Genomic DNA, 25887 nt, shown 5'->3' with positions numbered 1-25887 from the left:
CTTATATTTATGGGAAACTATTGCCATAGGAATGGTCAAATAGACTAAGCTTACTCGTGATAAGTTCGATTATTTTTTTAAAATGAGTATTAATAAAAAAATGCTTGCCTTTGAAAGAATATATATCAAGCTTATGCTTTGTATAAGAAGACCAATCGAGAGCTTCTTGATAGGTTGCTTCTGTATCATTATCTCCAACCAAAATAGTGATAGGCATTGATAAAAGTGTTGGTGTTTCAGTTGAATATGTTTCAATGGCTTTATAGTCATTTCGAATAATTGATAAAATTATTTCTCGTAATTCTTGATTGTCAAAGACTTCTCCGGAGGTTTCCGAAACACGTATAACTTCTCGCATTAATGCTTCATCCGTTGAACAATGGAACATGGTTTTACGAGTTTTTGTTGGTGCTGTTTGTCCAGAAATGAATAAATGCTCAATAAACACGTCATTTTTTTGGAGCATACAAGCAACTTCATACGCAATTGTCGCACCCATGCTATGTCCAAATAGAGCTATGTGATTGTAATCTTGCTTTTGAATAGTAGTTGATATTTCTGAAGCAAGATTTTTTATGTCTGAAATAGGTTTATCATAAATGCGATCTTCACGCCCTGGATATTGAACGCCAATCAAATCAATAAAAGAAGGAATAAATTGTGCCCAAGCACGAAAAGCCCCAATGCTCCCCCCAGCATGAGGGAAACAAATTAATTGCAATTCAGAAGAACTATGATTAGTGATAGGTCGGAGCCAATCAGAATGAATGGTTTTTGTATAGAAATTCATAAAACTCCTTCCTCTTCAACTGTACTTTTATTAAAAGTTATGTGTTTAAAATCGGGTATCCATTGTTGAATATCTTTAATGGTTGTCTGCGGGGAAAGAATATTTGCAGCGTAGTATGTTCCTATGGGAATATCATCTTTACAAATTGCTAATGCAGCACTGGCAGACACAGATGCGCTTAACTTTGCACCTGAGCCAGCGTGAATAATACTGCTCATTATACAAGATTGACCGCATCGTTTCCCTTGAATTTCAATGGCCAGTAACTGAAAAGGCGTTCGACCAACAGTATCCAAGGCATTTGCTTTGATTAATCCTTCAACAAATTCATTTGGAACAAGTTCTGTTTTATTATTACTCATTGCAATGACTGAAATATAATCGATAACATGTTTATCAAAGAAAATATTAAACCAGTCACCATGTTTGATACTTAGATCTTTACATATATGAACAAATTCATTGCTTATAAAAGGATAAGCATCAAAAGGAAGAACACCAGAAAGCTCTCGGGATACAAATGGAGAATATGGACTTGATTTAATGCCTCCTGCTCGAATACATGCCCCTCCACGACCAAACCCATTAGAAAGACTAACGATAAATTCTTCAGCACCAGCAGGAGAAAAATAATCTATTCCTCCAGAATATCCAACAATTTGGTCAATCTCATCAAAATTCTCTGCTAAATCCCGAGGCAGTAAACCAGAAAGCCCAGGTAACATTCCTGCTGCTAGAATAGCGGAAGTATTTTGATTTTCATGGCTTACAAGAAGATTATAAAGCGTTTCATCTCCACTTGGATCGATATAATGGGTACCAACCTCCAGTGCTACCGAGGCAATTTGATCCAAAATACGATAACTTGGTCCGATACAATTAATAATAATGTGGCAATTCTCACAAAAACGAACAATATCTTCTTTCTTGGTAATATCGACTTCTGTAATTTCAATCATATTGATATTATCTTGAAATAATATTTCTGCTTTTTTCTTATCACGCACCGCAAGATTCAAACGGCTGTAATTGAATAGATTAGCCACTAATTCTCGACCGATAAAACCTGTTGCACCGACAATACCAATAGACGGTATATTCTTCGTCATCATTTCTTTTCCTTAATTTGTAAGCCAAGTGCTTGAGCAATAGAAGCAACATATAAGGAAGACATACAACTGAAATGATCTCCAGGAACGTCGATGATATTTAACCCGTTTGAACAAACGGCAGTCCAATAATTAGACATTTCATCATTCATTTTGGGTAAAAATTGTATTTCACCTGTTTGACGAACAAAGATCATTTTACCATCATAAGGCTCAGTATGATGGCTTGCAACTGCAGCCAAACTGCCTTTAATAAGCTTATATTGACTAGTAATACGCTGAATATCGCTGAATTCTGTTCCTGAATGACGCATATTATTTTGGATTGCTTCAAGGCGTTCTTGTTGAGATTTTTGAGCTAATGCAAGGATAGATTTTTTTATCTCACCACTACTAAGTTGTGCTGCTTGTAGCAGAGCATTTTCTGGAATTTTTTGTGGATTTTTATCAAGAATAGATTGAATAAGCATTTGCATACCAAGCTCGTCTTGGGGGTAACCAATTTCGAATAAATTTGCTTTCATAACCCTAGCGAACACATATTCTGCTAGCAGATCATCTTCTATAATAAATGGCACGCGATAGCTGCTAATAATGCTAAGCTGCTCTATATGAATGCCAATTGCTGGTAAACGCCTTGCTATTTCTGTTGCCAGTAATCCACCTAAACAATATCCTATAATGTGAAGCGTTTCGCCCTTTTGAATATTTTTTTCAAGTAACTCAACAAATTCATCTGCTAATGTAGAAATGGCTGTTTGTGGCTCTTTCATCAAAAGTGCATCTGGTGTTGTTAATGCTAAACCAATCACAGATTGATCACCTTTAATCTTCTCAAGAAGATTTAAATAAGGAGCCAATGTTCCGCTGCCATCATGCACAAACAATAAGATTGGCTTTTTAGATCCTCGTTTCAACTCAATGAATTGAATTTGATTATTATCCTCTATGTTTTGTTGGTTTTTCTCTAATAACGCAGCCAAAGCACTGATTGTAGGTTCATTAAGAAGTTGTCTTAACAAAATGTCCCATTCTACTTTACTGGCTGCGGGTATTTTATCTCTAAGACGTGCAATGACTTGTGCAATTAATAAAGAATCACCACCCAACTCAAAAAAACTTTGATCGGTGCCAATATCATTAACTTTCAGTAGTGAAGACCAGATTCCTGCAATTTGTTTTTCAAGCTCACTCTTAGGTTTCTCACCCACAGTTTTATGCTGTTGATGTTGGTTTACAGCTAATTTTGCAAGAGCTGCACGATCTATCTTAGCATTCGTAGTCAAAGGCATCTCATCAAGAATATGAATATCTGAAGGAATCATGTAATCAGGTAGATATGTTTTTGCATGTTGTTTAACTTCTGCAAGAGAAATAGATTTCCGATCTGATTTAAAACGGGCTGCAAATACATGCTGACCTAAATCTGGCAAAACATCATGCCCAGCAGGTATTCTAACAAATTCAGTTGCACCAGCTTCTTTTAAGTAATGCTCCCATTGTTCAGTTGTTAAGAATGTTGTTTGATGCTCGACACGACAATCTGTAAATCCAGTGAGCCCTTCTTTGAACTCCATAGAAGTCATAATTTGATAGTTATCTTTGGTCGCTTCTATAAAAATTAACCATCCACCTGGAACCAATATTTCACGCAAGCGCTTTAGCACATTGAGTGCGTGCTGTGAATTATGAAGAACATTAGCACATAAAATAATATGACAAGAATTCGGCTCAATTCCTTGGGGGACATGATCGGTATTAATGTCAAATAATCCATATTTGACCCATGGGAATTGATTCAGTTTTTTTTCAGCTTCGTTTAAAAAATACTGAGATACATCTGTAAAAAGATATTCAACATTACGATTATTAAGCGTCGGGATCAGATCCATACTTGTTCCACCAACGCCTGCACCTACTTCTAATAATCTTGTCGGTCCATCATTAAGGGAAATAATCTGATCAACCAAAGCGCAAACCGCACCATTCATGATCTGACTTACAAGATTATTACGATACGCACCATCCGCAACTTCGGTTTTTCCCTCTGGAAATAAAAGATGAAGAGGATCTATTTCATCTCTCATTAACCCATCAAGGTTGTTATGACTGAGTTCTATATAATTAAGAACATCATCCCCCCATTTAATTTCTTGGTTTAATTCTTTAATTCTGAACCACAATAAATCGACGGAATGATGGTCAACATGGTCTTGACAATAATAATGACCAGAATCATCAAGTCCAAATAATCCCTCTTTTACCAACACATTAAGCCAACGCTGCAAGAGAAAGATATTGCGTTCTGATACCTGACAATTTTGGATTATATCCTCAAATTTACCAAGTTTTTTGATTGAATTACCACGGCAAATCATTCTTGCCATAGAATAAAGAGAAACTTTCTCCAACGTTACAGCCAACTCTTTAACTTTTGCAAGATCCATATTTATCGTAAGATTTTGAATAATATTTTGAGTCGCAGGTTTGATTTGAGAAATAGATTGATCCTTTGTCTCAACAACCTTACTTTTGATAAATCCAACTAAGCGTCGATCATGATTACTTTCTCCTAATACAACAACAGCTGCGCCGCCAATATCTGGATGTTTTTCTAAAGCTGCTTCAATTTCAGAAATCTCAATACGATGCCCACGAATTTTTACTTGAAGATCTTGCCTTCCAAGAAATTCGATATTTCCATCAGAAAGATAACGTCCAAAATCGCCAGTACGATATAGACGCTCTTTTGTGACAGGATGATAGATAAAACGCTCTGCTGTTTTTTCAGGGTCATTTAGATAACCCAAAGCCAGCCCTTTGCCTCCTATATAAATTTCACCGACCACATAATCCGGACATGAGCGAAAACTTGCATCTAAAATATCAAAAGATTGATTAGAGAGCGGTTTACCATAAGGAATACTCTTCCAATTTTCCGGTACATCTTTAATTGAATAGTAAATTGACCAAATCCCAGCCTCAGTTGCACCGCCTAAGCTGATTATTCTCAAATCAGGAATAAAAGAACGAATACGTTCAGGCAAAGATATCGGAATCCAATCCCCTGAAAGCAAGGCAACACGTAAAGATGACAAAGCTATATTCGTAGAAGCCCCTTGTAGATATCCCGTTAAAATGTCAAGTAAAGCGGGAACGGAATTCCACAGGGTAATTTGCCATTTTTCAACTAAATTTGCCAAATATGCTGGATTGCTGCGTCGAGACGCTTCTGGTAAAATTAATGTTCCACCAACTCCTAAAACACCAAAAATGTCATAAACTGATAAATCAAAATCAAAGCTCGCTAAACCTAAAATACGATCTTGATGCCCTACATCAAAACGTTCATTAATGTCGTCAATCGTATTTTTTGCCGCCTCATGTGTAATCATAACCCCTTTTGGCAATCCCGTTGAGCCAGAGGTAAAAATAATATAAGCAAGATCACTTGGTTTTCGTTCAGGAATAGAAAATTGCTGAGATTTTTCATCCAGAAGAATATCAGTAACATTTTTAATATGGTTTGTAACACCATGTAATTCTTGTACAAGTCGATCATCAGCTACTAAAACACGAGAAACTTTTGCTGATTGTATAATCGCATTACGCCTTGCTGGGGGTTGACTAATATTAATAGGCAGATACACACCACCAGCTCTAAGAACCGCAAAAACGGCGATAATCTGTGCAATATTCTTGTCAATAATAACAGCAACCAATTCTCCTGGTTGCATTCCTGTTTCCATTAACTTAGCAGCTAGCCTATCTATTTTTAACGCTAATTGTTTATACGTAAGCTGATTATATGCATCAACAAGAGCAATTTTTTCTGGATATTCTTTGGCCCGTTCAAAGAAATCTTGATGTAATAAATGATTTGATAATGGTCTTAAAATAGAATTAACTTTTGATCGACGTTGTGATTGCTCATCAGGAATTTCAATATTAATTGGTTTGTTCCAATATTGTTCATCAGAAGCAATGTTACGTACAAATTTCTTAAAAGTGTGAAACATATCCGAAACAATATAATCGGCAATTACACCATCACGTATATCCCAATTAATAACTAATCCATCTTCGCTAGGACCCACTTGGCAATCAATTATAATTTGTGGCGTTTGTGTAATACCATACGCCAGTCTGGCGCCCGGAAACAGGCTGGTTAAAGTATCAGATCCTGTTGAAAGTGAACTGGTAAATGCAATAGGATAAAGAGAAGCCTCCCTGCCACGACGACGAGCAAGTTCTCGTAATACTTCAATTCCAGAAAAATCGGCATGATCGAGATCAGACCATAATTGCTCTTGAAGCAATGCAACTTGTTCAGCAAACGAACAATCTGATATTAAATGAACATTAAGCAATTCAACTGAACTAAAATCACCAATGACTTTGTCGATATCAGGATGAATCATCTTACGTTGCATTGTCGTAAGGCTGAGGCCGAAATGCGTTTGTGCTGACCAACGCCCGATGATTTCAGCATAAATGGTTAAGATCGTAGACGATAGACCAACACCATAATTGGCTGCCAGCTGGCTCAAAACATTGACTTCTGATTGATTTAATATAAATGTTTTTCTTGAAAAAGTTGAACCAATAACATTACCAGTCAAAAGTAATGTTGGGGGCATTGGAAAATCATCCAGTTGATTAAACCAATATTGTTTATCATTACGATATTTTTGACTTTCCGTCATACGACGTTGTGCTAAGACATAGTCTCTAAAAGATATTTGAGGTGCCGGCGAGGTTGATTGTTCAAAATATTTACGACTTAACTCTTGTAACAATAAGCGAGCACTTTGGAAATCACAGACAAGAAGATTGATTGAAGCATGAAGAAATGCATGCGTATCCCCTAATGTTACTTTTAACTCTATTAATGGCCACTGATCCGGGGACGCATTTCGATGGGATAATAATAACCTGAACTTTTCAACAGCCTCAACCTCGACTCCCCTTGTCTTCCCACGAACGTCGACAACTTCAATTTTATAAGGAGGCACTTTTGGTAAGATACTTTGACTACCATTACTATGAATAATCGCTCTTAACATATCATGAGTATAAATTAAGTCATGCCAAGCAGATTCAAGTTTCTCAACATTAAGCGTTTGAAATTCGAACTCAAGATATCCATGACATGCAACACCACCAAGTTCGAACCCTTGATTACGACCAAGAAGATAAGCTGATTGTAGATCTGTTAATGGAAAAGGTTCATAACGTCCTGCAACATCTGTTTCAATTAGCGTATTATTTTGTTTGATAAGATACTGTAAAATATCTTTTTTTTTCTCACGAAGTTTTGCAAGTTGACTTTCAGACAACATACCAGCAGGGGCACGATACCGTAATTGTCCATTATCTTCCCAAAGTTCAATACCTGATAATTTTAATTCTGAGATAAAATTGTCAATCATTACAAAACGCCTTCTTCTAACGATAAATCATTCTTTTGTATTGTTGCTTTAATAAAATTAGCCACCCCAGCAACAGTAGGTTCTGCAAGAAAGACACGGAGCGGTAATGTAATATGATATTTTTGATTGATTTTGGCGGTAAGGCGAGCTGCTTGCAGGCTATTTCCTCCGATCCTAAAGAAACTATCCTGTCGGTTAATTTTAATATCGCCCAACACATCTTGCCATAATTTTACAAGCTCAATTTCTGTATCACTACAAGGAAGCTCTTCAACTTCTTTATTATTATGGATTGCTTGTTCTAAAATTGGAACAATGCTGTTTCGATCAATCTTGCCATTCGAGGTTAAAGGTAATGTATCAAGAATTATAATCGTTACAGGAACCATATAATCAGGAAGTTCATTTCTGACGAAACTTAAAATTTCTTTTTCCGTAATAATCGAAGATAAAGTGACGATGGCTGCTATATTCTGATTGGCACCCATTCCTATAATCGTGGCAATTGCACGAACAACAAAAGGATGTCGCTCTAAAGCAATTTCAATTTCTGCAAGTTCTATACGATATCCACGAACTTTAACTTGTTGATCTAAGCGACCAAGAAATTCTAACGTACCATCTGGCCAATAACACCCACGATCACCCGTTCGATACCATCGTTCATTATTAACAAATATAAACCGTTCATTACTTAACGTTAGATCTCCTTTATATCCACATGAAAGCCCATCCCCTCCAATCCAAATTTCACCAGGAACAAAATTTGGACAATCTTGTTGCTTGTGGTTAACAATACGAAATTTTTGATTAGGTAATGGAAACCCATAAGGAATTGACTGCCAATCATCAGGAACCTCTTTAATTTCCATAAAATTAGACCAAATCGCAGCCTCAGTTGCGCCCCCAAGCGCTATAAACACAACATCTTGTTGAGATATTGCTTTCATGCGTTTAGGAAGATCAAGAGGAACCCAATCACCAGAAACCAATACCAATCGAATAAATTCGAGTTTTTTATGAGGCTCCATAGATAAAATCGCCATTTCTAACAAGGCCGGAACGCTGTTCCAAACGGTAACTTGATGTTGTTGGGCTAAATCAAGCCAGAGGGATGGCTCTTTACGTTGTTGGTCGTCTACGATGACAAGTGCACCACCAACAGACAATAATCCAAAAATATCAAATACGGATAAATCAAATTCTAAGGCAGATAATCCAATCGCTCGATCTTTTGCATTAATATTAAATTTTTCATTAATCGCAAAGATCGTATTCCATGCCGCCTTATGTGTTATTTCAACCCCTTTTGGCTCTCCCGTTGAGCCAGAAGTAAAGATAACATAAGCTGAATCATTCACATTTCCTGTTGTAATACTAGCAAGGAGAGAAGCATTCCTTGCTAAATGAATATCTAAACAAAAAACATGTTCAGACCATCCCTCCCACTTCATTCGCTCTGAAATTGTGATAACTGCCTTAACATTCGCACGCTCACATATTTTTCGTGCTCTGATTACAGGTTGATCCAAAGAAATCGGTAAATAAATTGCATTGAGCGATAATATTCCAAGAACAGCACTGATCTGATCTACTCCACGTGGTAAAGCAATCGCCACCACATCACCAGAACCAATATTTGCTTTTTGTAATGCGCCACCTATTCGTAATGAAAGATCTGCAAGATCGCGATAAGAAATAGACCCAAAACTGCCTGTTATTGCGATATGATCAGGATTAATCCTAGCATTTAAAAAGAATTTTTCATGAATTCTGTTTATTGGATAAAGGTTCGTTGTATTATTTACTTTGTGGCGTATTTGATTTTGATCAGATGGGATCGGTAAAAATACAAGTTGCTTCCAATCATCAACAATCAAAGCCCTTATGAGTTTTTCATAAGCATTAAACATGGCATCAATCATACCTTTTGGAAATAACTCTTCTACAACATCCCAGTTTAACAAAAGACCATCTTTCGTTGGATAAGTTTGATGATCGATCCATACCTGGGGTGTTTGTGAAATCATCCATGTCGCCTTTCCAAAAGCATCTTCTACTTCTGGCTTGATAAAAGGATCCCCTAAATTACATGCAAATACCACTGGTGCAATTCGAGCATGTCCTTGATCAATACGAAACATATCTCGTAAGACATTCACACCCGAATAAGCAGAATTAGCAATATCTTGATATAATCTATGTTGCACATCTTGAGCACGTTCCACAAAAGCAAGATTTTGCTCAAAATTCATTTCTAGTAAAATGAGATTGGTAAAATCAGCAACCATATGCGAAACAGAAGGCTCTATTTCTTTGCGGTTAAAAAGAGGGATATTTAGAAGAAATTTGGTATTTTCGCTCCAACGTGCAAGCACTTCACCAAATGCTGTGGCAAATATATTTGCTAGGGTCAATCCATAACTTTGAGCTTTTATTTGTAATGTTGCTAAATCAGCATTGGTTAAATGAAAATCCCGTCTCGTAAAGCGATGATTTTTAATCAACGTATAATCACAAGCAAGCGGTAATTGAGGACCACTCGGTAATGTCAATAAACGTTCTTGCCAATATTGACGAGCCGCTTCTTGTTGTTCTTGTTGCTCTAGGTTGATTTTGAGCAAATATTGACGAAAATCCAGAGTTAGTTTGGGCAGCTCATTTTGACGTTGAAGATAAAATAAAGCAAGATCTCTAAGGATAATTGTAAGACTAAAAACATCTGCAACTAATAAATCAATATTAACATGAAGACGAGATTTGTGCTCTGTTATTAATGTCAGTTGAACATCGATCGGATAATCTTGCTCGACAGGAAGAACACGATGGGAAAGATTATGCCTGAGTTGTTCTAATTGATAATAAGCAGATTGATTATTTTGTCCTCTTAAATCATGAATAGTCAGATCAAAATCTACGGCTTTATTATTGATTTTTTGGTAATTATCTTCATCAAAATTCGTACGCAACATAGGGTGACGTGCCAACAGATCAATAATAGCCTTGTTTAGAATTTGTGGTTCGATTTTCTTTCCATCAATTTCTAAATATAATTGGCAGCTAACACCACCAAGAGGTTGATCTTCCCTACGTCCAATCCAATAGGCTTGTTGTACTGGAGTAAGCTCGAAAGATGCATTAACATCATGGATATGGGGAATGGATCTAGATTTATTTTTTTCTGGTCGTGCTTTTGCATTTTGTAACCAATCATCAATTGTTGGACGAGCAATAGCTTCTTCAAACTTTAAAACATACCCTTTCATACTTAAAAAATCCAAGGTTCTCATCAACGAAATAGAATCAAGCCCGATTTCAATCAAAGAAATATTAGGGATAATTTGCTCGACATCAACCTCCATTAAACTCGCAACATGTTCAATAAGAAGATCTTTTAATAATCTATTTTGCTGCACCAAATCCATTATATGACTTTCTTTATTTTTTCTTGTTCCAGATGCATCTTCAACAATTCTTTTCTCAGCTCTTTCTTGCTTATTTTTCCAACGCCTGTAGTTGGAAATTGATCTAAAAACTCAAATCGGTATGGAATCTTAAATGGCGCCAACCCTTGATTTTTAAGAAATAAGCGCAGATCATTTTCTGTAGTAGGAAGTGTTTTACAAAGAACAAAGGCACAGATACGCTCACCATAATATTCATCAGGTAATCCAACGATGACTGCATCGATAATTGCTGAATGTTTAATAAGAATTCCTTCTATTTCTTCAATTGAAATATTCTCACCACCTTGAATAATTTGGTCTTTGTCACGCCCTTCAACGATTAAATACCCAGCAATTTTTCTAACTAAATCCCCACTTTTGTAAAAACCATCCTCTGTAAAAGAAGTCTTATTGGCTTCATTTTGCCCAAAATATCCACGAATAGTATAAGGGCCACGCGTGAGGATATACCCAACTTCACCATCAGGAACAGGATGCCCAAGCTTATCTACTACTCGCACTTCATCTGCAACAGACATTGGTTTCCCTTGTGTAGTTGTGACTATTTCCTCTGAATCATTTAAGTCTGTAAAACAAATAAGTCCCTCGGCCATTCCAAACACTTGTTGAAGTTTGCATCCTAATGTTGGCTCTACTTGGCGTGCGGCTTCATTACTGAGTCTAGCCCCCCCAACCTGTAAGACCTGTAAACTTGGAATGTCTGGTTTGAATATAGAAGCTGCATCGAGCCAAACCATTGCAAGCGGGGGAACAAGAGCAGTAACCGTAACCTCTTCTTGCTCTATCAAATCAAAACATTCACTCGCAACAGCTGACCTCGTAATAACGACATGCCCACCTGCAAGGATCGTACCAATAAATCCTGGGCAAGCCATTGGAAAATTATGTCCCATTGGTAATACAGCGAGATAAGTAGTATCTTTATTAAAATGACATGCTGCAATACAAGCACGTACGTTATAAAGATAATCTTGGTGTCGCCTTACAATTAATTTTGGAATACCTGTTGTGCCACCTGACAATTGAAAACAAGCGATATCTTGAGCATCAATTTGTGGAAGTGGAAGGGAAATCGAATTATTTCTTAAGGAGTTAATGTTGATTTCCTTATCTTCTTTTCCCACGATAATTACATATTTAAGAAAAGAGAACTTTTCTTGTAATGAACTAGCTAGAATGCAATGATCATAACCAGCAATCATATCTGCCGTGATATAAGCACGCGCTTTAGTGAATGAACAAAAAGAATTTAGCTCGTTTTCTCTGTGTGCTGGCAAAGCAAAGATTGGAATAACGCCAATACGAAAAAGAGCAAAAGTAATTTCTATAAATTCTATAGAATTGGGAAGTTGGACAATAACAATATCTTTTTTCTGTAAGCCAAGGTTTAAAAACCCTAATGCCAGCTCATTTACTGACTTGTTTAATGCCTCAAATGACAATTTTTTATCATTATCCGTTACAGCAACTTTATCCCCCATGATAGATGAAATTTTGTGTAATTCATCCCCAAAAGTATCTTTGGTCCATAATCCATCAGCAATATAACGATCTACAAACTCTTGTGGCCAATAGGGTATATTGGAGATTTCATTTAGTGGATCGCAACTATTCATTTCAACTTATCCATAAAAATTAACCAGGGTTAATGAGTGCAATAACAATTTATTAATTGATATTGATTGTCATTCGCAAAATAATACCGAAGAAAATTATAAGAGGGAATAGAATATATTTTAGCTAACGGAATTATTTTTTTTGCTGTATGGTAATACTAAGACAAACGTAATATGAATTTAGTAATTTTAAATTGACTATATTAACAATGGATATCTTTTGGACAAATGCCAAATTTTTTGCGAAAAGCTACGGATAAATGTGCAGGTGTATAACCAATTTGATATGCAATAGAAGATACGTTCAATTCACCTTCTGATAACATTTGATATGCAGCATCAAGTCGTAAAGTTTGTAAATATCCAAAAACACTATCACCAAAAACTTTACGGAAATCGATTGTTAGTTTTCTTGTATTAATCCCTACCAACAAAGCTAATTCAGATAGTGAAGGAGGATTTTGCATCCGTTGAATTAAAATATCTTTTGCCATAAAGATTTTTTCAAAATTCGCCCCTTTAAATTTAGTTTCTATATTTTTCTGTGATGAAGGTTGAATGGTTTCCAGGGTATGTGCTGCTAATTCTAATGCTTTACCTGATAAATACATGTTTCGAAAATTGCCTTGAAATGGGCAATTTGAGATTTGTATGCAAAGCTTACGAATAGATTGAGGCAATGGAATAGTGATTAATTTGGGTTTATTAGCATGTAGCTGAAGTTTACTATCCAGTGTTTCGAGGGATTCTATAAAATTGTTTAACAGATTATTGGCTGATAATGTTACCGCTGTATATCGCAATAAACATCCAGCAGGAAAAGATTGGGATCCTTCAGCATCTCCACGATTCCAAACAGCACACACACACGGACCAGCAATTCTGCTAGTAGGAGAATGAGGTAATTTACAAAGAAGCTCATTATTATCAATAATGATAATCTTTAATCCATCAAACAAAGGCTCTGTTTGCCAATTTTGGGTGGATGTCTTTATTGTGCCATTTTTTAAGGATATTGTCCCATCATAATAAGATATGGTTTGTTCATGGTAAGCGGCCTCAGAAGAGGTTGTTATGGGAGGTAAATGAGAATCCAAATTCATAATAGCAACTCAGAGTAATAGTAAAAATTAATAACGCTCCAGCTAAATATAAATAACTCTTTATAATTAGATTTCCGAAATATTACTTAGTAGCATATCTTATTATTTTTTAACATATACCATTCACTCTATTGTCATAATTGTGTTTTTTTACTTGATGCAATCAATTTTGCATATATTCCTTGAGATAAAAGCAGTTCTTTATGCTTTCCTTGCTCAACAATTTTTCCATTATCCATTAATAAAATACGATCGACCGCCTGCATCGTAGAAACACGATGAGAAATTAGAATAATGGTGCAGCGATGGCTTATCGTAGATAATGTTTTTTGAAACGCATGTTCATTTTCATTATCTAGCCGAGAAGATGCCTCATCAAGAAGTAAGATTGGGGACTGCATCAACAACGCACGTGCAATAGCAATACGTTGCTTTTGCCCCCCTGAAAGACGTGAACCAGCCTCCCCACATATTGTATCGTATCCTTGGGGAAAAGATACAATAAAATCATGTGCTTGTGCTTGTTTGGACGCTTTTTCAACCTCTTCTAACGAAGCCTCAGGCTTACCCAGACGAATATTATCAATTATGCTCTCGTTAAACAGATGAATGTCTTGAGGTACATAAGCAATTAACTGCCGAAGGATTGCGACTGGTAAATCACGTAAATCACGCCCACCTATTCGTATAGCTCCTTCGGTCACATCACAAAAACGCAATAACAGATTAATTGCAGTACTTTTGCCCGCACCAGAATACCCAACAAGTGCTACGGTTTCACCTGGCGAAATCATAAAGTCGAGCTGGGTCAAAACATTACCTCTATCATTACCATAACCAAAGCTAACATTATCAAAGCAAATCGAAGTTTCTGTCGGTGCTGGTGCGGTTCCTTTATCGATAATCTGATGTTTCTGATGGAAGATCGTTAAAATACGAGAGGCCCCAGCCTTTAATTCCCCCAATTTCCTGGCTGTTTGTGTGACCTCAACAATAGGTGCCAGCGCTCCTCCTGCCAACATAATTGCCAAAGGAAGAAGCGATAATGGCAACAATTCATCAGCCATTAAGACACTTCCCACCCAAGTAACACAAATGATCCCAAGCGCAGTTGCACTATCAATCATTGCTTGCTCCATCCCAGCTCTTCTACCATAATGAGATTGTGCAGAAATTAACGCTTTGGAAAGTGTCATTAATCGATTAAATATCTCTTTAGTTCTCCCAAAAATAATGATGTCTTTTTGCCCTTGAATAACTTCAACGGTTTCTGCATTCAGCTCTCCTAATTTATCCATCACAATTTTACCTTGATTGTGAGCTTTAACACCTAACCAATAAGGAATAATGCCAACAAATATTAAAAATGGCACCAGCGTAACTGTCAGTAATGGATGTATTGTAAATAAAATACATAATGCTATGAAAGGAATGAAAACAGCACCAACATAATCAGCAACAGTATGAGCGTAAAAATGCTCCATTAATTCAGCATCAGCAGTTGCGACCGATGCCAACTCTCCAATACGCTTTCCTAAAATGGCATTAGGGGCTGATCTTTCTATTCCATCATAAATCCCAAGTCTAAGTTTTTCGATCAAAGTAAAAGCCAATTTATGCGAAATATGTGCTTGCCACCAGCGTGAGACGGCAACAATCGTAACAATTACAGCAAAACAAACACAATGAGTTACAAGATCTTGCCACGAGCTTCCTGTAATTGCCTTACCAACGATCAAACCACCCATTGCAAGCGTTGCAAGTGTTGCACATTGTGAGATAATTCCAGAGATGATAGTTAATATTAGTAGGGAATATTGTCCTTTTAAAAGAGGGATTAATCCCAAAATATTTTTATTACTCATAAGATTTGACTTTCTAAGGAAAGCAGCCGTGCGTAGATAGCGCTATGTTGTGCAAGCTCAGAAGGAGAACCTTGTTCGACCAATTTTCCATTTTCAAAAACCAAGATTTGATTAACATGTTGAATTGTAGATAAACGATGCGCAATGATAAGCGTTGTACGTCCCTGTGTCAGTGTATCTAAAGATTCCTGAATAGCTTTTTCATTTTCGGGGTCAAGATTAGAGGTTGCTTCATCTAAAATAAGAATAGGTGAATTTTTTAATAATGCACGTGCAATAGCAATACGTTGACGCTGCCCACCCGATAAGTTTGCTCCTCGTTCACCAACCATCGTTTCATATCCTTGAGGTAATTTTTCAATAAACCCGTTAATACATGCAGCAGTTGCAACATGATGCAACTCTTGCTCTGAAGCATCAGGTTTCGCTAGTCTCAAATTCTCGGCGATCGTTCCATGAAAAAGAAATATATCTTGTGAAACAACACTAATTAACGAGTGTAAATCATCAAGTAACATATTTCTGATATTAATATCTCCAATAAGAATTTCTCCATTATCAACATCAAAAAAACGCTGTAACAAATTCGTAATAGTGGTTTTCCCAGAACCTGATACCCCTACAAGAGCGACCGTTTCATACTCTTTAATTGTAAAGCAAAGCTCATTTAACGCGGGTTTATCAGAGTTGGGATAGGTAAAATTCACATGTTTGAATTCAATAGGATAATGTTGTGGAAGCGTGACAGGTTGAGTAGGATTGTTTACTAAAATATCCATGTTTAGAAATTCAACCATCGGCGGGATTGCCCCATTTGCAGCCCAAGTGATACTAAACTCCTTTTCTAGACGATCTAGAGGGCGAAAGGCTTCACGAGCCAAAAATAAGAAAATTAACAACGCCAATGGGGTAATGTCACCAACCGTTACTCTATAGCTATTAACAACTATAACCAATGCAATTCCTGAAAAAGTTATCAGGCTTGTTAACCCTGTTCTCATCAATGTAACCTTAATTGTTTCCATTGATACGTGTTTAAGATTTTCTGTACGTTCAGCTAATCTCTTTCTGCGTTGTCCAGAAACACCAAATGCTTTTAAAATGATAATCCCTTGAAGACTATCGAGCATATAATTCCCAAAATTACCCATAGCAGCAAATACGCCCGATATTTCAGGCATTTGCCAGCGCATCCACAGACGATCAATGACAGGGAATGCAATAACAAATATTGACAGTAAAATTGCTGAAGGCCAATCTACTACTGCAAGAATAATTAAAACCCCACCTGATCCCAGAAATGCACCAATAATTGCTGGTATATAACGACTATAATAAGATTCAAGCGCTTCAACACCATTGATAATTATCGTTTGAATATCCCCTGTTTCTTTGCGTAATGTAATACTAGGACCCAATTCAAATAGACGTGTTAAAAGTTTTTTTCGTAATTCTTGTTTTGTAGCTTGTGCTGTTTTTTGTGAAGCAATCTCGGCTATCCAAAGGAAAAAAGATCTTAAAATAACAACGGCAATTAACATGATTAGTGGAATGGAAATATCAGTCTTCTTTTGAATGAATAATTGTGCCACAATCCATGCTAATAATATGCTTTGTATAATATAACAGGCGGTAATAGCTAAATTAACTAAAATATTAACAAACAGCTGCCCACGAATTTTTGTTTGAAGGCTAAGGGCTTGGATATTATATTTACCCATTGTAATATTCCCCTTCTTGTAACATCATATTAGTTGATAACTTATGGATGACAAGATGCTCTGTCCCTTGCTTTGTGCGCGCTATGCTTGCTTTCACACCATAAATTTTTTCAAGTAAATTAGAGGTTAAAACAGCTTTAGGTTCTCCCGCACCAACAATGTGTCCTTCATGAAGAAAAATAAGATGATCCGCCCAATTGGATGCCAGCATCAAATCATGCAAAACAACGATCACAATACATCCAGACGAAGCCACAGATTTTAACAAAGCCATGACTTCTATCTGATGCCTTAAATCAAGGGCACTGGTTGGTTCGTCTAATAATAAAATCTTGGGATTACGAACAAGCGATTGAGCAAGGCTGGCAAGCTGCCTTTGCCCGCCTGACAATCCCCCTAAATGTTTCATCGCTAGATCGATAATACCAACCCTTTCTAATGTTGATAAAGCTTGATCTTCATGTTTAGTCGTCCCAATTACCGGCGTTAAAGTTTGTGAAGCAAGAATGACACTTTCAAGCACTGTTAATCCATAGGTAGCTGCAATCGATTGCGGCATAAACCCTACGATTTTTGCCCTCTCATTTGTGCTCATTGTCATTAAATCTTTCCCCTCCCATTCTATCGATCCCCTTGCGCGGACCAATCCAGCTATTGCACGTAAAATCGTTGACTTCCCAGCACCATTTGACCCCGCAAGAACTGTCAGTTTACCTGATTGAATATCCAATAGATCAACCCCATCAATGATTTTTTCATGACCATAATGCACGTTTAATCCGCGAACAGACAAAGAAGATGGATTTGATTTCATCGCACAAACTTTCCTGCAATTAAAAAGAATATGAAGCAGGGCAACCCTATTAAAGAAGTAACAATACCAATAGGTAACAAAACACCGGGAATAACTATTTTTGATAAAATACTGGCAAACGACATAATAATAGCACCAGATAAAAGAGCAGCTGGCAGAAAGAACCGATGATCTTCACCAACAATCAATCTTGCAATATGAGGACCAACAAGCCCAATAAATCCAATCGTGCCAGCAAAAGCAACAGATACAGCAGCGAGAATGCTTGTTCTAAAAAGACATCCAAAGCGTAGTCTACGAATATTAACCCCAAGACTACTTGCGCGTTCCTCCCCTAAAGAAAGCAATGTTAATGACATTGCTGCTTTCATTGAAAATGGAATGATAATTGCAAGCGTAATGACTAATGCTATTAACGAAGACCCGTCCGCACGATCTAGTCCACCCATCGTCCAAAACACAAGCTGCTGTAAAGAATCAGCGGGGGCAATAAATTGAATCACAGCAACAAGCGCATTAAATCCAAAAACAAGTGCAATTCCAAATAAAATGAGTGATGTCGGTCCACGTTGAATAATTGCGAAGGCTTGAATAAGGAGTACCGCGCCAAAAGACATGATAAACGCATTAACTGGAACCGCTATGCTTTTGGGAACGAAAGGTAATGTTATTCCCAATACAATTGCAAGTGCAGCACCAAAGGCCGCAGCCGATGAGACACCAAGTGTGAATGGACTAGCTAATGGATTGGATAAGATTGTTTGCATTTCTGCACCAGCCAAGCTTAAGCTGGCACCAATCATCACTGCAAATAATGCCGTGGGTAAGCGAATATTCCACATAATAACGCTTAATGTATTATGTGGATCATGAATGTGAATAAGCCCCTGAAATATCTCTTTTAATGATAGCCCCGCTGGTCCAGTCATCACGTCTACAACAATGCCAATCAATAGCAACAGAATAAGACCAATAATCCATATAATTCTTTTGTGAATAGTACGATGATATTCTGCTACGACCCTTTGACGAGACGACTCAACTGGAACAACTTTTTGTATCATTGGCTGCTACTCTCCTTGTTGACCCAAAAGGTTCCTTCCAAAGGAAAAGCCATAAATTGCTTGTTCAACTCAGTTAATGTTTTATCTGGATCAACGTCTTTTAACTCATTAGGATGAAACATTTTAGCCATTTCCTCAACCCCTACAAAAAACAGCGGTGTATCAAAGAAAAACAGCCAAACACCACCCGCCATATTTTCACGAACAGCACGTAGGTTAGAAACCCCAGGAGCCTGCATAACACTTGTCATGGATGCTTCGGCCTGTTCTTTTGAAATAGAAGGTCCGATTTTTAAACCATTCAACGCAGCTGTAGAACCGCCACCAACTAAATAAAAATCTGGATCACGAGTAATAATATATTCCAAGCTCAATTTTCCTGCAGACCCTGGGATTTTATCCATACCAATGCTCTTTCCACCAGCAGCAGCGATAAAATCGCTCATATTTCCGTGACCAGAGCTGAAACAACAATCTTTACCATCCGGATTAAGATGGAATAAAACCTTTAGTTGTTTGGTATTTTTGACAAGCTCAGCAATATTCCTCATATGCTGTTCATAATATGACACAAAAGAGTTTGCCTCTTTTTCACGATCTAATAATTTGCCAAGCATCAACATACTTGGAATGGTTTTTTTAAGAGGATCACGAAAGAAATCTACAAATACATACGGAATACCCGCCTTATCAAGCTTTTCTATACCATCTGGAATAGGACCATATAACGTAAAAATAACTAGATCTGGTTTTGCAGCAATTACGGCTTCCATTGAAAAGGATCTATTTGTTAATCCACCAACATTTGGAATATCGTTTGCTTTTGGAAATTTCTTGCGAAGTGCATTAAATAATTCAGGCGAGTATTTTTGAAGATCATTTCCCCATCCAACCACACGCGATAAAGGGTCTTTGTCAAGTAGAGCTAATGTCAAAACATGACGACTTTCAGACAGAACAATACGCTTTGCAGGTGCTGGTAAAGTTACTTTTCGGCCCAACATATCCGTTACTGTAATAGCAGTATCTTTACTCGTTTGTGCATTACACAGAGTAATGCTACCAAATATGGATATTGATAAGACGAGTATTAAAAATAGACGTTTAGAGATGATTGGAAAATAAAAGTTATTCATAAAAATGGTCATTCCTTGATTACCAACGATACGTGAGATTTGCCATCACCGTGCGACCAAAACCTTCGTTACATGATGATGCAGAACATGTGGAATAATAACGTTTGTTAAACATGTTATTCAGATTAACATCCAGTCTCAAGCCATTATTCGAAATTAGTTTGTTGAAATTGTAGTGAGCTGCCATGTCGAATAAGGTAAAGTCAGGAACTTTGATGGTATTTAATGTGTTCGCATAAGTTTTGCCAACATAACGCATACCAAAGCCAAGACCAAGACCCGCTAACTTTCCTTTACTGAGCGTGTAATCACCCCAAAAAGAAGCCATATGTTGTGGCAGTCCTGTTGGTACTTTATGCAATGCACCAGGAACAGTAGTTTTCGTTGTTGAAAGATCATTGTAAGTATAATTTGCCAGCACTTTAAAATCAGAAGTAATGTTGGCAACGGCTGATAATTCAACCCCTTGAGAGCGGACTTCCCCTGTTTGAATGGAGTTTTGTATATTGCTTGGATCGGTCGTTTTAACATTGGTTTGATCGATACGGAACCAAGCAAAGGTAAATAAAGCATCAAAATGATTGGGTTTATATTTTATACCTGCTTCGATTTGTTTTCCCTCAGTTGGTTTAAAAGTATTTCCATAAAAATCCGTTCCAAGAGTTGGGGCAAAAGAAGTTGTATAACTGAAATAAGGTGCTGCACCAAAGTCTGTCACATATGTTAGGCCTGTAAGGTAGGTAAATTTGTTGTCATTTTGACTTGTGGTTGCTCTAGACAACTTATTACGTGTATCCACCATTGCCCAGTCTTGACGGGCATCAAAATTAAGAACTAGATGTTTAACAAATGTTAATGTATGAGCTGTGTAAATCCCAACTTCGTTTGCCTTTTGATATGTTTTCGTAAAAGGCGTTGGTGCACTAAACCCTGCACCATAGGTTGGATGATAAATATCAATAGAACTAGCCCTGCCAAAATCTAAAGAATAATCCTCACCAAGATTACGCCAAGAAGTTCCTAAAATAGAAGTTCCCTTTACAATATCACCAATATCCCATTCCGCTTTTCCATAATTATCCGTTGAAAAAACACGACCTGTAATTCTAAATTCATAAGCTGCACGATTAAGGGTTCGCATATCACTCGCAAGTGACATCCCAGACAATGTTTGTGTCAACAAATCATTATAAGTATAACGGCTGGCTGAATGAATGGACCATGTATCATTAAACCGATGATCAAAAATATATCCTAAGCCCATTTGAGTCATATGATTGTCTAAATGCCGACCATCGAGATAAAGATTGCGTTTTAATTTCCCATTTTGATTGGATAAAATTGTTCCATAAATTGGCAAGAAGGGTCGGGGCGGTCCAAATTCATCACGACTAAATGAGGATAAAATTGTTAGAGATGTATTGGAATCAGGTTTCCAAGAAAAAGAGGGGGCAATATATCCCGTATTATCTGGAACATATCTAAACTGAGTGCCACTTTTTCTAATCACACCGACTACTCGATAAAGCAATGTTTTATCTTTATCGATCGGACCAGAAAAATCCGCTTCACCTTGTATACGACCATAACTCCCTCCATTAACACCAACTTCTCGGATTTTTTCTTTTGTTGGTTGTTTACTAATGGCATTGACAACACCACCAGGAGATCCAATACCATAGAGAAACCCACTAGGGCCACGTAACACCTCAATACGTTCCATACCAAAAGGCTGATAACGAGCATAAGATTGTGCCGTTGTTGAACGAAGACCATCCAATAATGCACCATTCAAGGTAGCATCAAATCCGCGAATATTAAAATAGTCAAACCTTTGTGAAGCTGCTGAGGTAGAAGCAAAAACACCTGGGACATATTGCAGCGCTTGCGTCGTGGTTTGCACATTCCGATCATCCATTTCTTCGCGACCAACCACACTGATTGATTGTGGTATTTTAAGAATTGATGTTTCAGTCTTGCTTGCTGTTGAACTTTGTTTGGCTACATATCCATGCACTGGTCCATTCACACGTTCGCCACGCACCACAATTGTTTCAGTAACTGGATCTGAATCTTTTTCTTGTGCAAAACTCTGGAAGCCATCTAAAAAATAAGCAATATTTATTGCGTATACCAAAGAAACAATAATTCTTTGCTTGAAACCCATCTTGTCTAAACCTTAAATAAGCACCATATCATATTGATAATGATTTTCATTATCAATATGATATGGGAAGGTTATCTTTAACAATAGAGATGACTTTAGCTTACAAGACTTTTTCTTTAGCTAAAAACACGTATATGACATAGTTTCATTTCTTAAGAGAAAATATCAACTATCTTTATTGGTTTCACTATTCGTGCTTGGTTCGTAACAATACTAGCCATAAATCCATAAGGGATATCTAAGTCATAAAGATACCAAAATTTAATATCCCCATCTTGTCGTAAAATTACCCTGAAATAGTCTGATTTCTTACTATGAAATGGAATAGCTACATCACCCAGTGACTGTAAACCTGTGCCTAGGGCTTTAACGGCCGCCTCTTTACGAACCCAAAAACGTAACCAATTTATGTAATTATACGGATATTGTGAGATTCTTTTTAATTCAGAAACAGAGCAAATGTCACAAAGAATAGATTGAAAATCGACGGTTTTTATCCGTTCAAGATCAACACCAATAGTCCCCCTTGCTGAGATAGCAATCAATATACCATCACTACTATGGCTTAAAGAAAATGCAGGACCACCATTAATAAAAGGTTTTCCATATTGATTTGAATAAAATTCTATATCAAAAGGTCGAACATTGAGATAGTTACCTAAAATCTGACGTAAAGCTATATGAGCAGCAGCAAATCGCTTTGCCTTAGTTTCATCTTTAATAAGTAAATAGCGTTCTATTTCATAACCATCAAGCCACTCAAACTGTTCAGGACTAAAAGGTTCGGAAGCATTTAAACGAGCAAACCACAAATCAACCATTTCGTGATGCTACCATAATTAAGTCAATTGATAAAAGCGTATAAACTAATTTTTTTCATTTAAATACAAAAACATATTATTTATTAATAATAATTACTATACAATAATCAATTTATTTTTTATAAGAAATTGAGACTTTTTTCAACAATAAAAGGATTACACTATGGTAACAACCAGTACAATCATTTCTGGAACAGCTAAATTTAATCAGACATATAATACGAATGGTGATTTAATTACAGTTTTAGGAAGTGCTGTTAATTTTTCAATCTTAAATGGGGCAGCATTAAATGTCGCTGGACATACTTATGGCACAATCATTCATGAAGGCGGCAAAGAAGACGTTTTAAATGGTGGTTCCGCAGCTACCACCATTATTAACAATGGTGGTATCCAGAATGTTTATAATTGGGCATCCACAACCTCAACAAATGTCAATAGTGGTGGTATCCAAAATGTTTACAATGTTGGATCGGCTTACACAACTATTGTCAACAATAGTGGCATCCAAACGATATATGATGGTGGTTCCGCTTTTTATACACAAATCAATTCAGGTGGTTACATGACAACCACAAGGGGTGGTGTCTCTATCCAAGCCTATCTTAACAGTGGCGGTATTGAAGATGTCGGTTTTAACAGACTTACAAACATGTCGTCTATTGGTTCTTCTCTCAGCACACAAATCTATGGAGGGAAACAATATGTATATTCAGGCGGTATAGCATCCGCTGCAACTGTTTTTGCTAATGGGTCTAGCTTTATCGTCGCAGGTGGTTCTGCCGTTGATACTATAATCAGCAATGGTGGTACGCAAGAAGTGTATGGGCATGTCACCAACACAAATCTATATAATGGCGGGACACTACTTGTAGCATTCGCTGGATCAGCTACAGGCACAAAGGTCGGATCAAATTCGATCGAAAATGTTTATAGTCGAGGCTCTGCAACAGCTACAGTTGTGAGCGCTAATGGTGTGCAAAATATTTATAATAATGGTTCAGCAACCTCAACCATTATAAAAGGTGGTACACAAAATGTTTATAATGATGCCTCTGCTTATACCGCGCAAATAAGTAATGGTGGTGTGCAGAATATACATGATGGTGGTAAGGGTTTTTTTACAACTGTCAATTCAGGTGGTTATATCACAACTACAAATAATGGTCTATCATTCCAAGCCTCTCTTTCCAGCGGTAGTATTGAAGATGTTGGTTTTAATAGATTTACACAAATGTCATCTATTGGTTCTTCTGTCAGCACACAGATCCTTGGTGGAAAGCAATATGTGTATTCAGGAGGCGTAGCATCCGCTGCAACGGTTTTTGCTGGAGGATCCAGCTTTATCGTCGCAGGTGGCTCCGCAGCCGATACAATCGTTAGCTCTGGCGGAACGCAAGAAGTATATGGTGACGTCAAAAATACAAATCTATATAGTGGAGCAACGTTACTTGTCGCATTTGGTGGAACAACAACCGGCACAAAAGTAAGACAAGATTCTGTTGAGAATGTAGCCAATGGTGGCTCTGCTACCTCAACTGTTGTACAAGCAAATGGTACGCAAAACGTTTATGACAATGCATCAACGACATCCACAATTATCAATGCAAGTGGTGTACAAAATGTTTATAATAATGCGTCTGCTTACACCACTATTATTAATAGCACCGGCACTCAAAATGTTTTTAGTGGTGGTCAAGGATTTTATACTGTCATTAATAACGGCGGCACTCAAACGGTGTTATCGACTGGTGTTGTATATGGAACAACAATTAATCAAAATGGTGTAATGAATGTCGGTGAAGGTGGTTTAGCCAATAGCACAAATATTCATAGTGGTGGTTTACAAACTGTTTCTGGAACAAGTAGTGTGTTTGGATCGACAACAAACACCGTTATTCTAACAGGTGGTCAACAAACCATTTATGACGGGGGAAGAGCAAACACTATTACCTTATCAGGTGGAACATTGAATGTCAGTGCTGGCGGTGTCATTACAGACAATGTTACCTTCATTCCAGGTGGAACACTCAATGTTTACTCTGGTGCGAGCGTTTCAACAACTGTTACCAATGGTGGCAGAGAAATCCTTTATACTGGTGGTGTAGCAAGCAGTACTGTTGTGGATAATGGTGCTCAAATCATTTATACTGGTGGTTTGGCTAGAAACACAACTATTTTAAACAACGGCACTGTCGATGTTAGCTCTGGTGGTAGTGCAAACACTGTAACAGTGAATTCCGCTGGCATCTTCAGAGTATCTGGTGGTAGCGTTAATACGACTGTAATTAATATAAACGGTTATTTAGCTGTTAATGGTGGAAGCGTCATGAATAATACCGTTAACACAGGCGGTATTTTAAATATTAACTCCGGCAGCCTTGGTAGAACAACCGTAAGCTCTGGTGGTTCTCTAATGATGGATGCAGATCATGTTACGCGGTCTGGTCCACTGAATGTATTAACTGGAGGTTTTCTTAACTCACGTAAAGCATTGCAGGATATCACAATTGACTCACTTTCAGGCACAGATTTCTTAGCTGTATTGAATGATCCTACTTTATTTGAAGAAACAGATTCAGCTCCAAAAATTAATATTGATCAAAACCAATCAAGATCTTTTATCGCTACTGACCAAAACCAACCTTCGACAAATACAACAAATGATATAGGAAAACAAACCCCTACAACTTTATTAGATGATTTGGATGATTTTGGACAAGATGGTGGTATTTTACCGATACAAGCGAGGAGTTTTATAGCGCCTAGATCTGTTGGAATT

The 25887-nt window shown here is 37.2% G+C and carries 13 protein-coding genes and 1 pseudogene; 1 reads left to right on the top strand and 13 read right to left on the bottom strand.

Translation table 11 applies throughout. From position 1 onward, the window contains the following. Nucleotides 1-7: 7 nt before the first annotated feature. From PQG52_RS10940 to PQG52_RS10880, 13 genes are all read right to left on the bottom strand, one after another. Nucleotides 8-790 (bottom strand): thioesterase II family protein, encoded by a 783-nt coding sequence (locus PQG52_RS10940; protein ID WP_271829522.1) that lies wholly within the window; start codon nucleotides 788-790, stop codon nucleotides 8-10. After that, nucleotides 787-1902, bottom strand: a complete 1116-nt coding sequence (locus PQG52_RS11535) for a saccharopine dehydrogenase NADP-binding domain-containing protein (protein WP_271829521.1) — start codon at nucleotides 1900-1902, stop codon at nucleotides 787-789. The genes PQG52_RS10940 and PQG52_RS11535 overlap by 4 nt, the downstream gene beginning before the upstream one ends. Then, complete coding sequence (locus PQG52_RS10930) at nucleotides 1899-7331, bottom strand: non-ribosomal peptide synthetase (RefSeq protein ID WP_271829520.1); 5433 nt, start codon at nucleotides 7329-7331, stop codon at nucleotides 1899-1901. Before PQG52_RS10930 ends, PQG52_RS11535 begins: the two co-directional genes overlap by 4 nt. Next, on the bottom strand, nucleotides 7331-10747 hold the full coding sequence (locus tag PQG52_RS10925) for an amino acid adenylation domain-containing protein (protein WP_271829518.1): 3417 nt from the start codon (nucleotides 10745-10747) through the stop codon (nucleotides 7331-7333). Before PQG52_RS10925 ends, PQG52_RS10930 begins: the two co-directional genes overlap by 1 nt. 8 nt (nucleotides 10748-10755) lie before the next feature. Next, nucleotides 10756-12414: a (2,3-dihydroxybenzoyl)adenylate synthase gene (locus PQG52_RS10920; RefSeq protein ID WP_271829516.1), complete on the bottom strand. Its 1659-nt coding sequence runs from the start codon at nucleotides 12412-12414 to the stop codon at nucleotides 10756-10758. 203 nt (nucleotides 12415-12617) lie between these two features. Then, on the bottom strand, nucleotides 12618-13517 hold the full coding sequence (locus tag PQG52_RS10915) for a helix-turn-helix domain-containing protein (RefSeq protein ID WP_271829515.1): 900 nt from the start codon (nucleotides 13515-13517) through the stop codon (nucleotides 12618-12620). Between the two features lie 134 nt (nucleotides 13518-13651). Continuing rightward, nucleotides 13652-15382, bottom strand: coding sequence for an ABC transporter ATP-binding protein (locus PQG52_RS10910; RefSeq protein ID WP_271829514.1), 1731 nt, complete (start codon nucleotides 15380-15382; stop codon nucleotides 13652-13654). Further along, entirely contained in the window at nucleotides 15379-17103 is a 1725-nt protein-coding gene (locus PQG52_RS10905) for an ABC transporter ATP-binding protein (RefSeq protein ID WP_271829512.1), read from the bottom strand. Before PQG52_RS10905 ends, PQG52_RS10910 begins: the two co-directional genes overlap by 4 nt. Continuing rightward, entirely contained in the window at nucleotides 17096-17917 is an 822-nt protein-coding gene (locus tag PQG52_RS10900) for an ABC transporter ATP-binding protein (protein ID WP_271829510.1), read from the bottom strand. The genes PQG52_RS10905 and PQG52_RS10900 overlap by 8 nt, the downstream gene beginning before the upstream one ends. Then, nucleotides 17914-18981: a FecCD family ABC transporter permease gene (locus tag PQG52_RS10895; protein WP_271801907.1), complete on the bottom strand. Its 1068-nt coding sequence runs from the start codon at nucleotides 18979-18981 to the stop codon at nucleotides 17914-17916. Before PQG52_RS10895 ends, PQG52_RS10900 begins: the two co-directional genes overlap by 4 nt. Beyond that, nucleotides 18978-20117, bottom strand: a complete 1140-nt coding sequence (locus PQG52_RS10890; RefSeq protein WP_271829509.1) for an ABC transporter substrate-binding protein — start codon at nucleotides 20115-20117, stop codon at nucleotides 18978-18980. The genes PQG52_RS10895 and PQG52_RS10890 overlap by 4 nt, the downstream gene beginning before the upstream one ends. 19 nt (nucleotides 20118-20136) lie before the next feature. After that, complete coding sequence (locus PQG52_RS10885) at nucleotides 20137-22284, bottom strand: TonB-dependent siderophore receptor (RefSeq protein WP_271829508.1); 2148 nt, start codon at nucleotides 22282-22284, stop codon at nucleotides 20137-20139. 152 nt (nucleotides 22285-22436) lie between these two features. Beyond that, nucleotides 22437-23105, bottom strand: a complete 669-nt coding sequence (locus PQG52_RS10880) for a 4'-phosphopantetheinyl transferase family protein (protein WP_271829506.1) — start codon at nucleotides 23103-23105, stop codon at nucleotides 22437-22439. Nucleotides 23106-23268: 163 nt separating this feature from the next. Between PQG52_RS10880 and PQG52_RS10875 the strand changes: the two are divergent. Next, nucleotides 23269-25887: pseudogene (locus PQG52_RS10875) on the top strand (hypothetical protein); the annotation flags it as partial.

Source organism: Commensalibacter communis, assembly GCF_947179105.1.
GTDB lineage: Bacteria > Pseudomonadota > Alphaproteobacteria > Acetobacterales > Acetobacteraceae > Commensalibacter > Commensalibacter communis.
The sequence above is the reverse complement of the archived record's forward strand: the minus strand, read 5'-3'. Positions and strand labels throughout refer to the sequence as shown.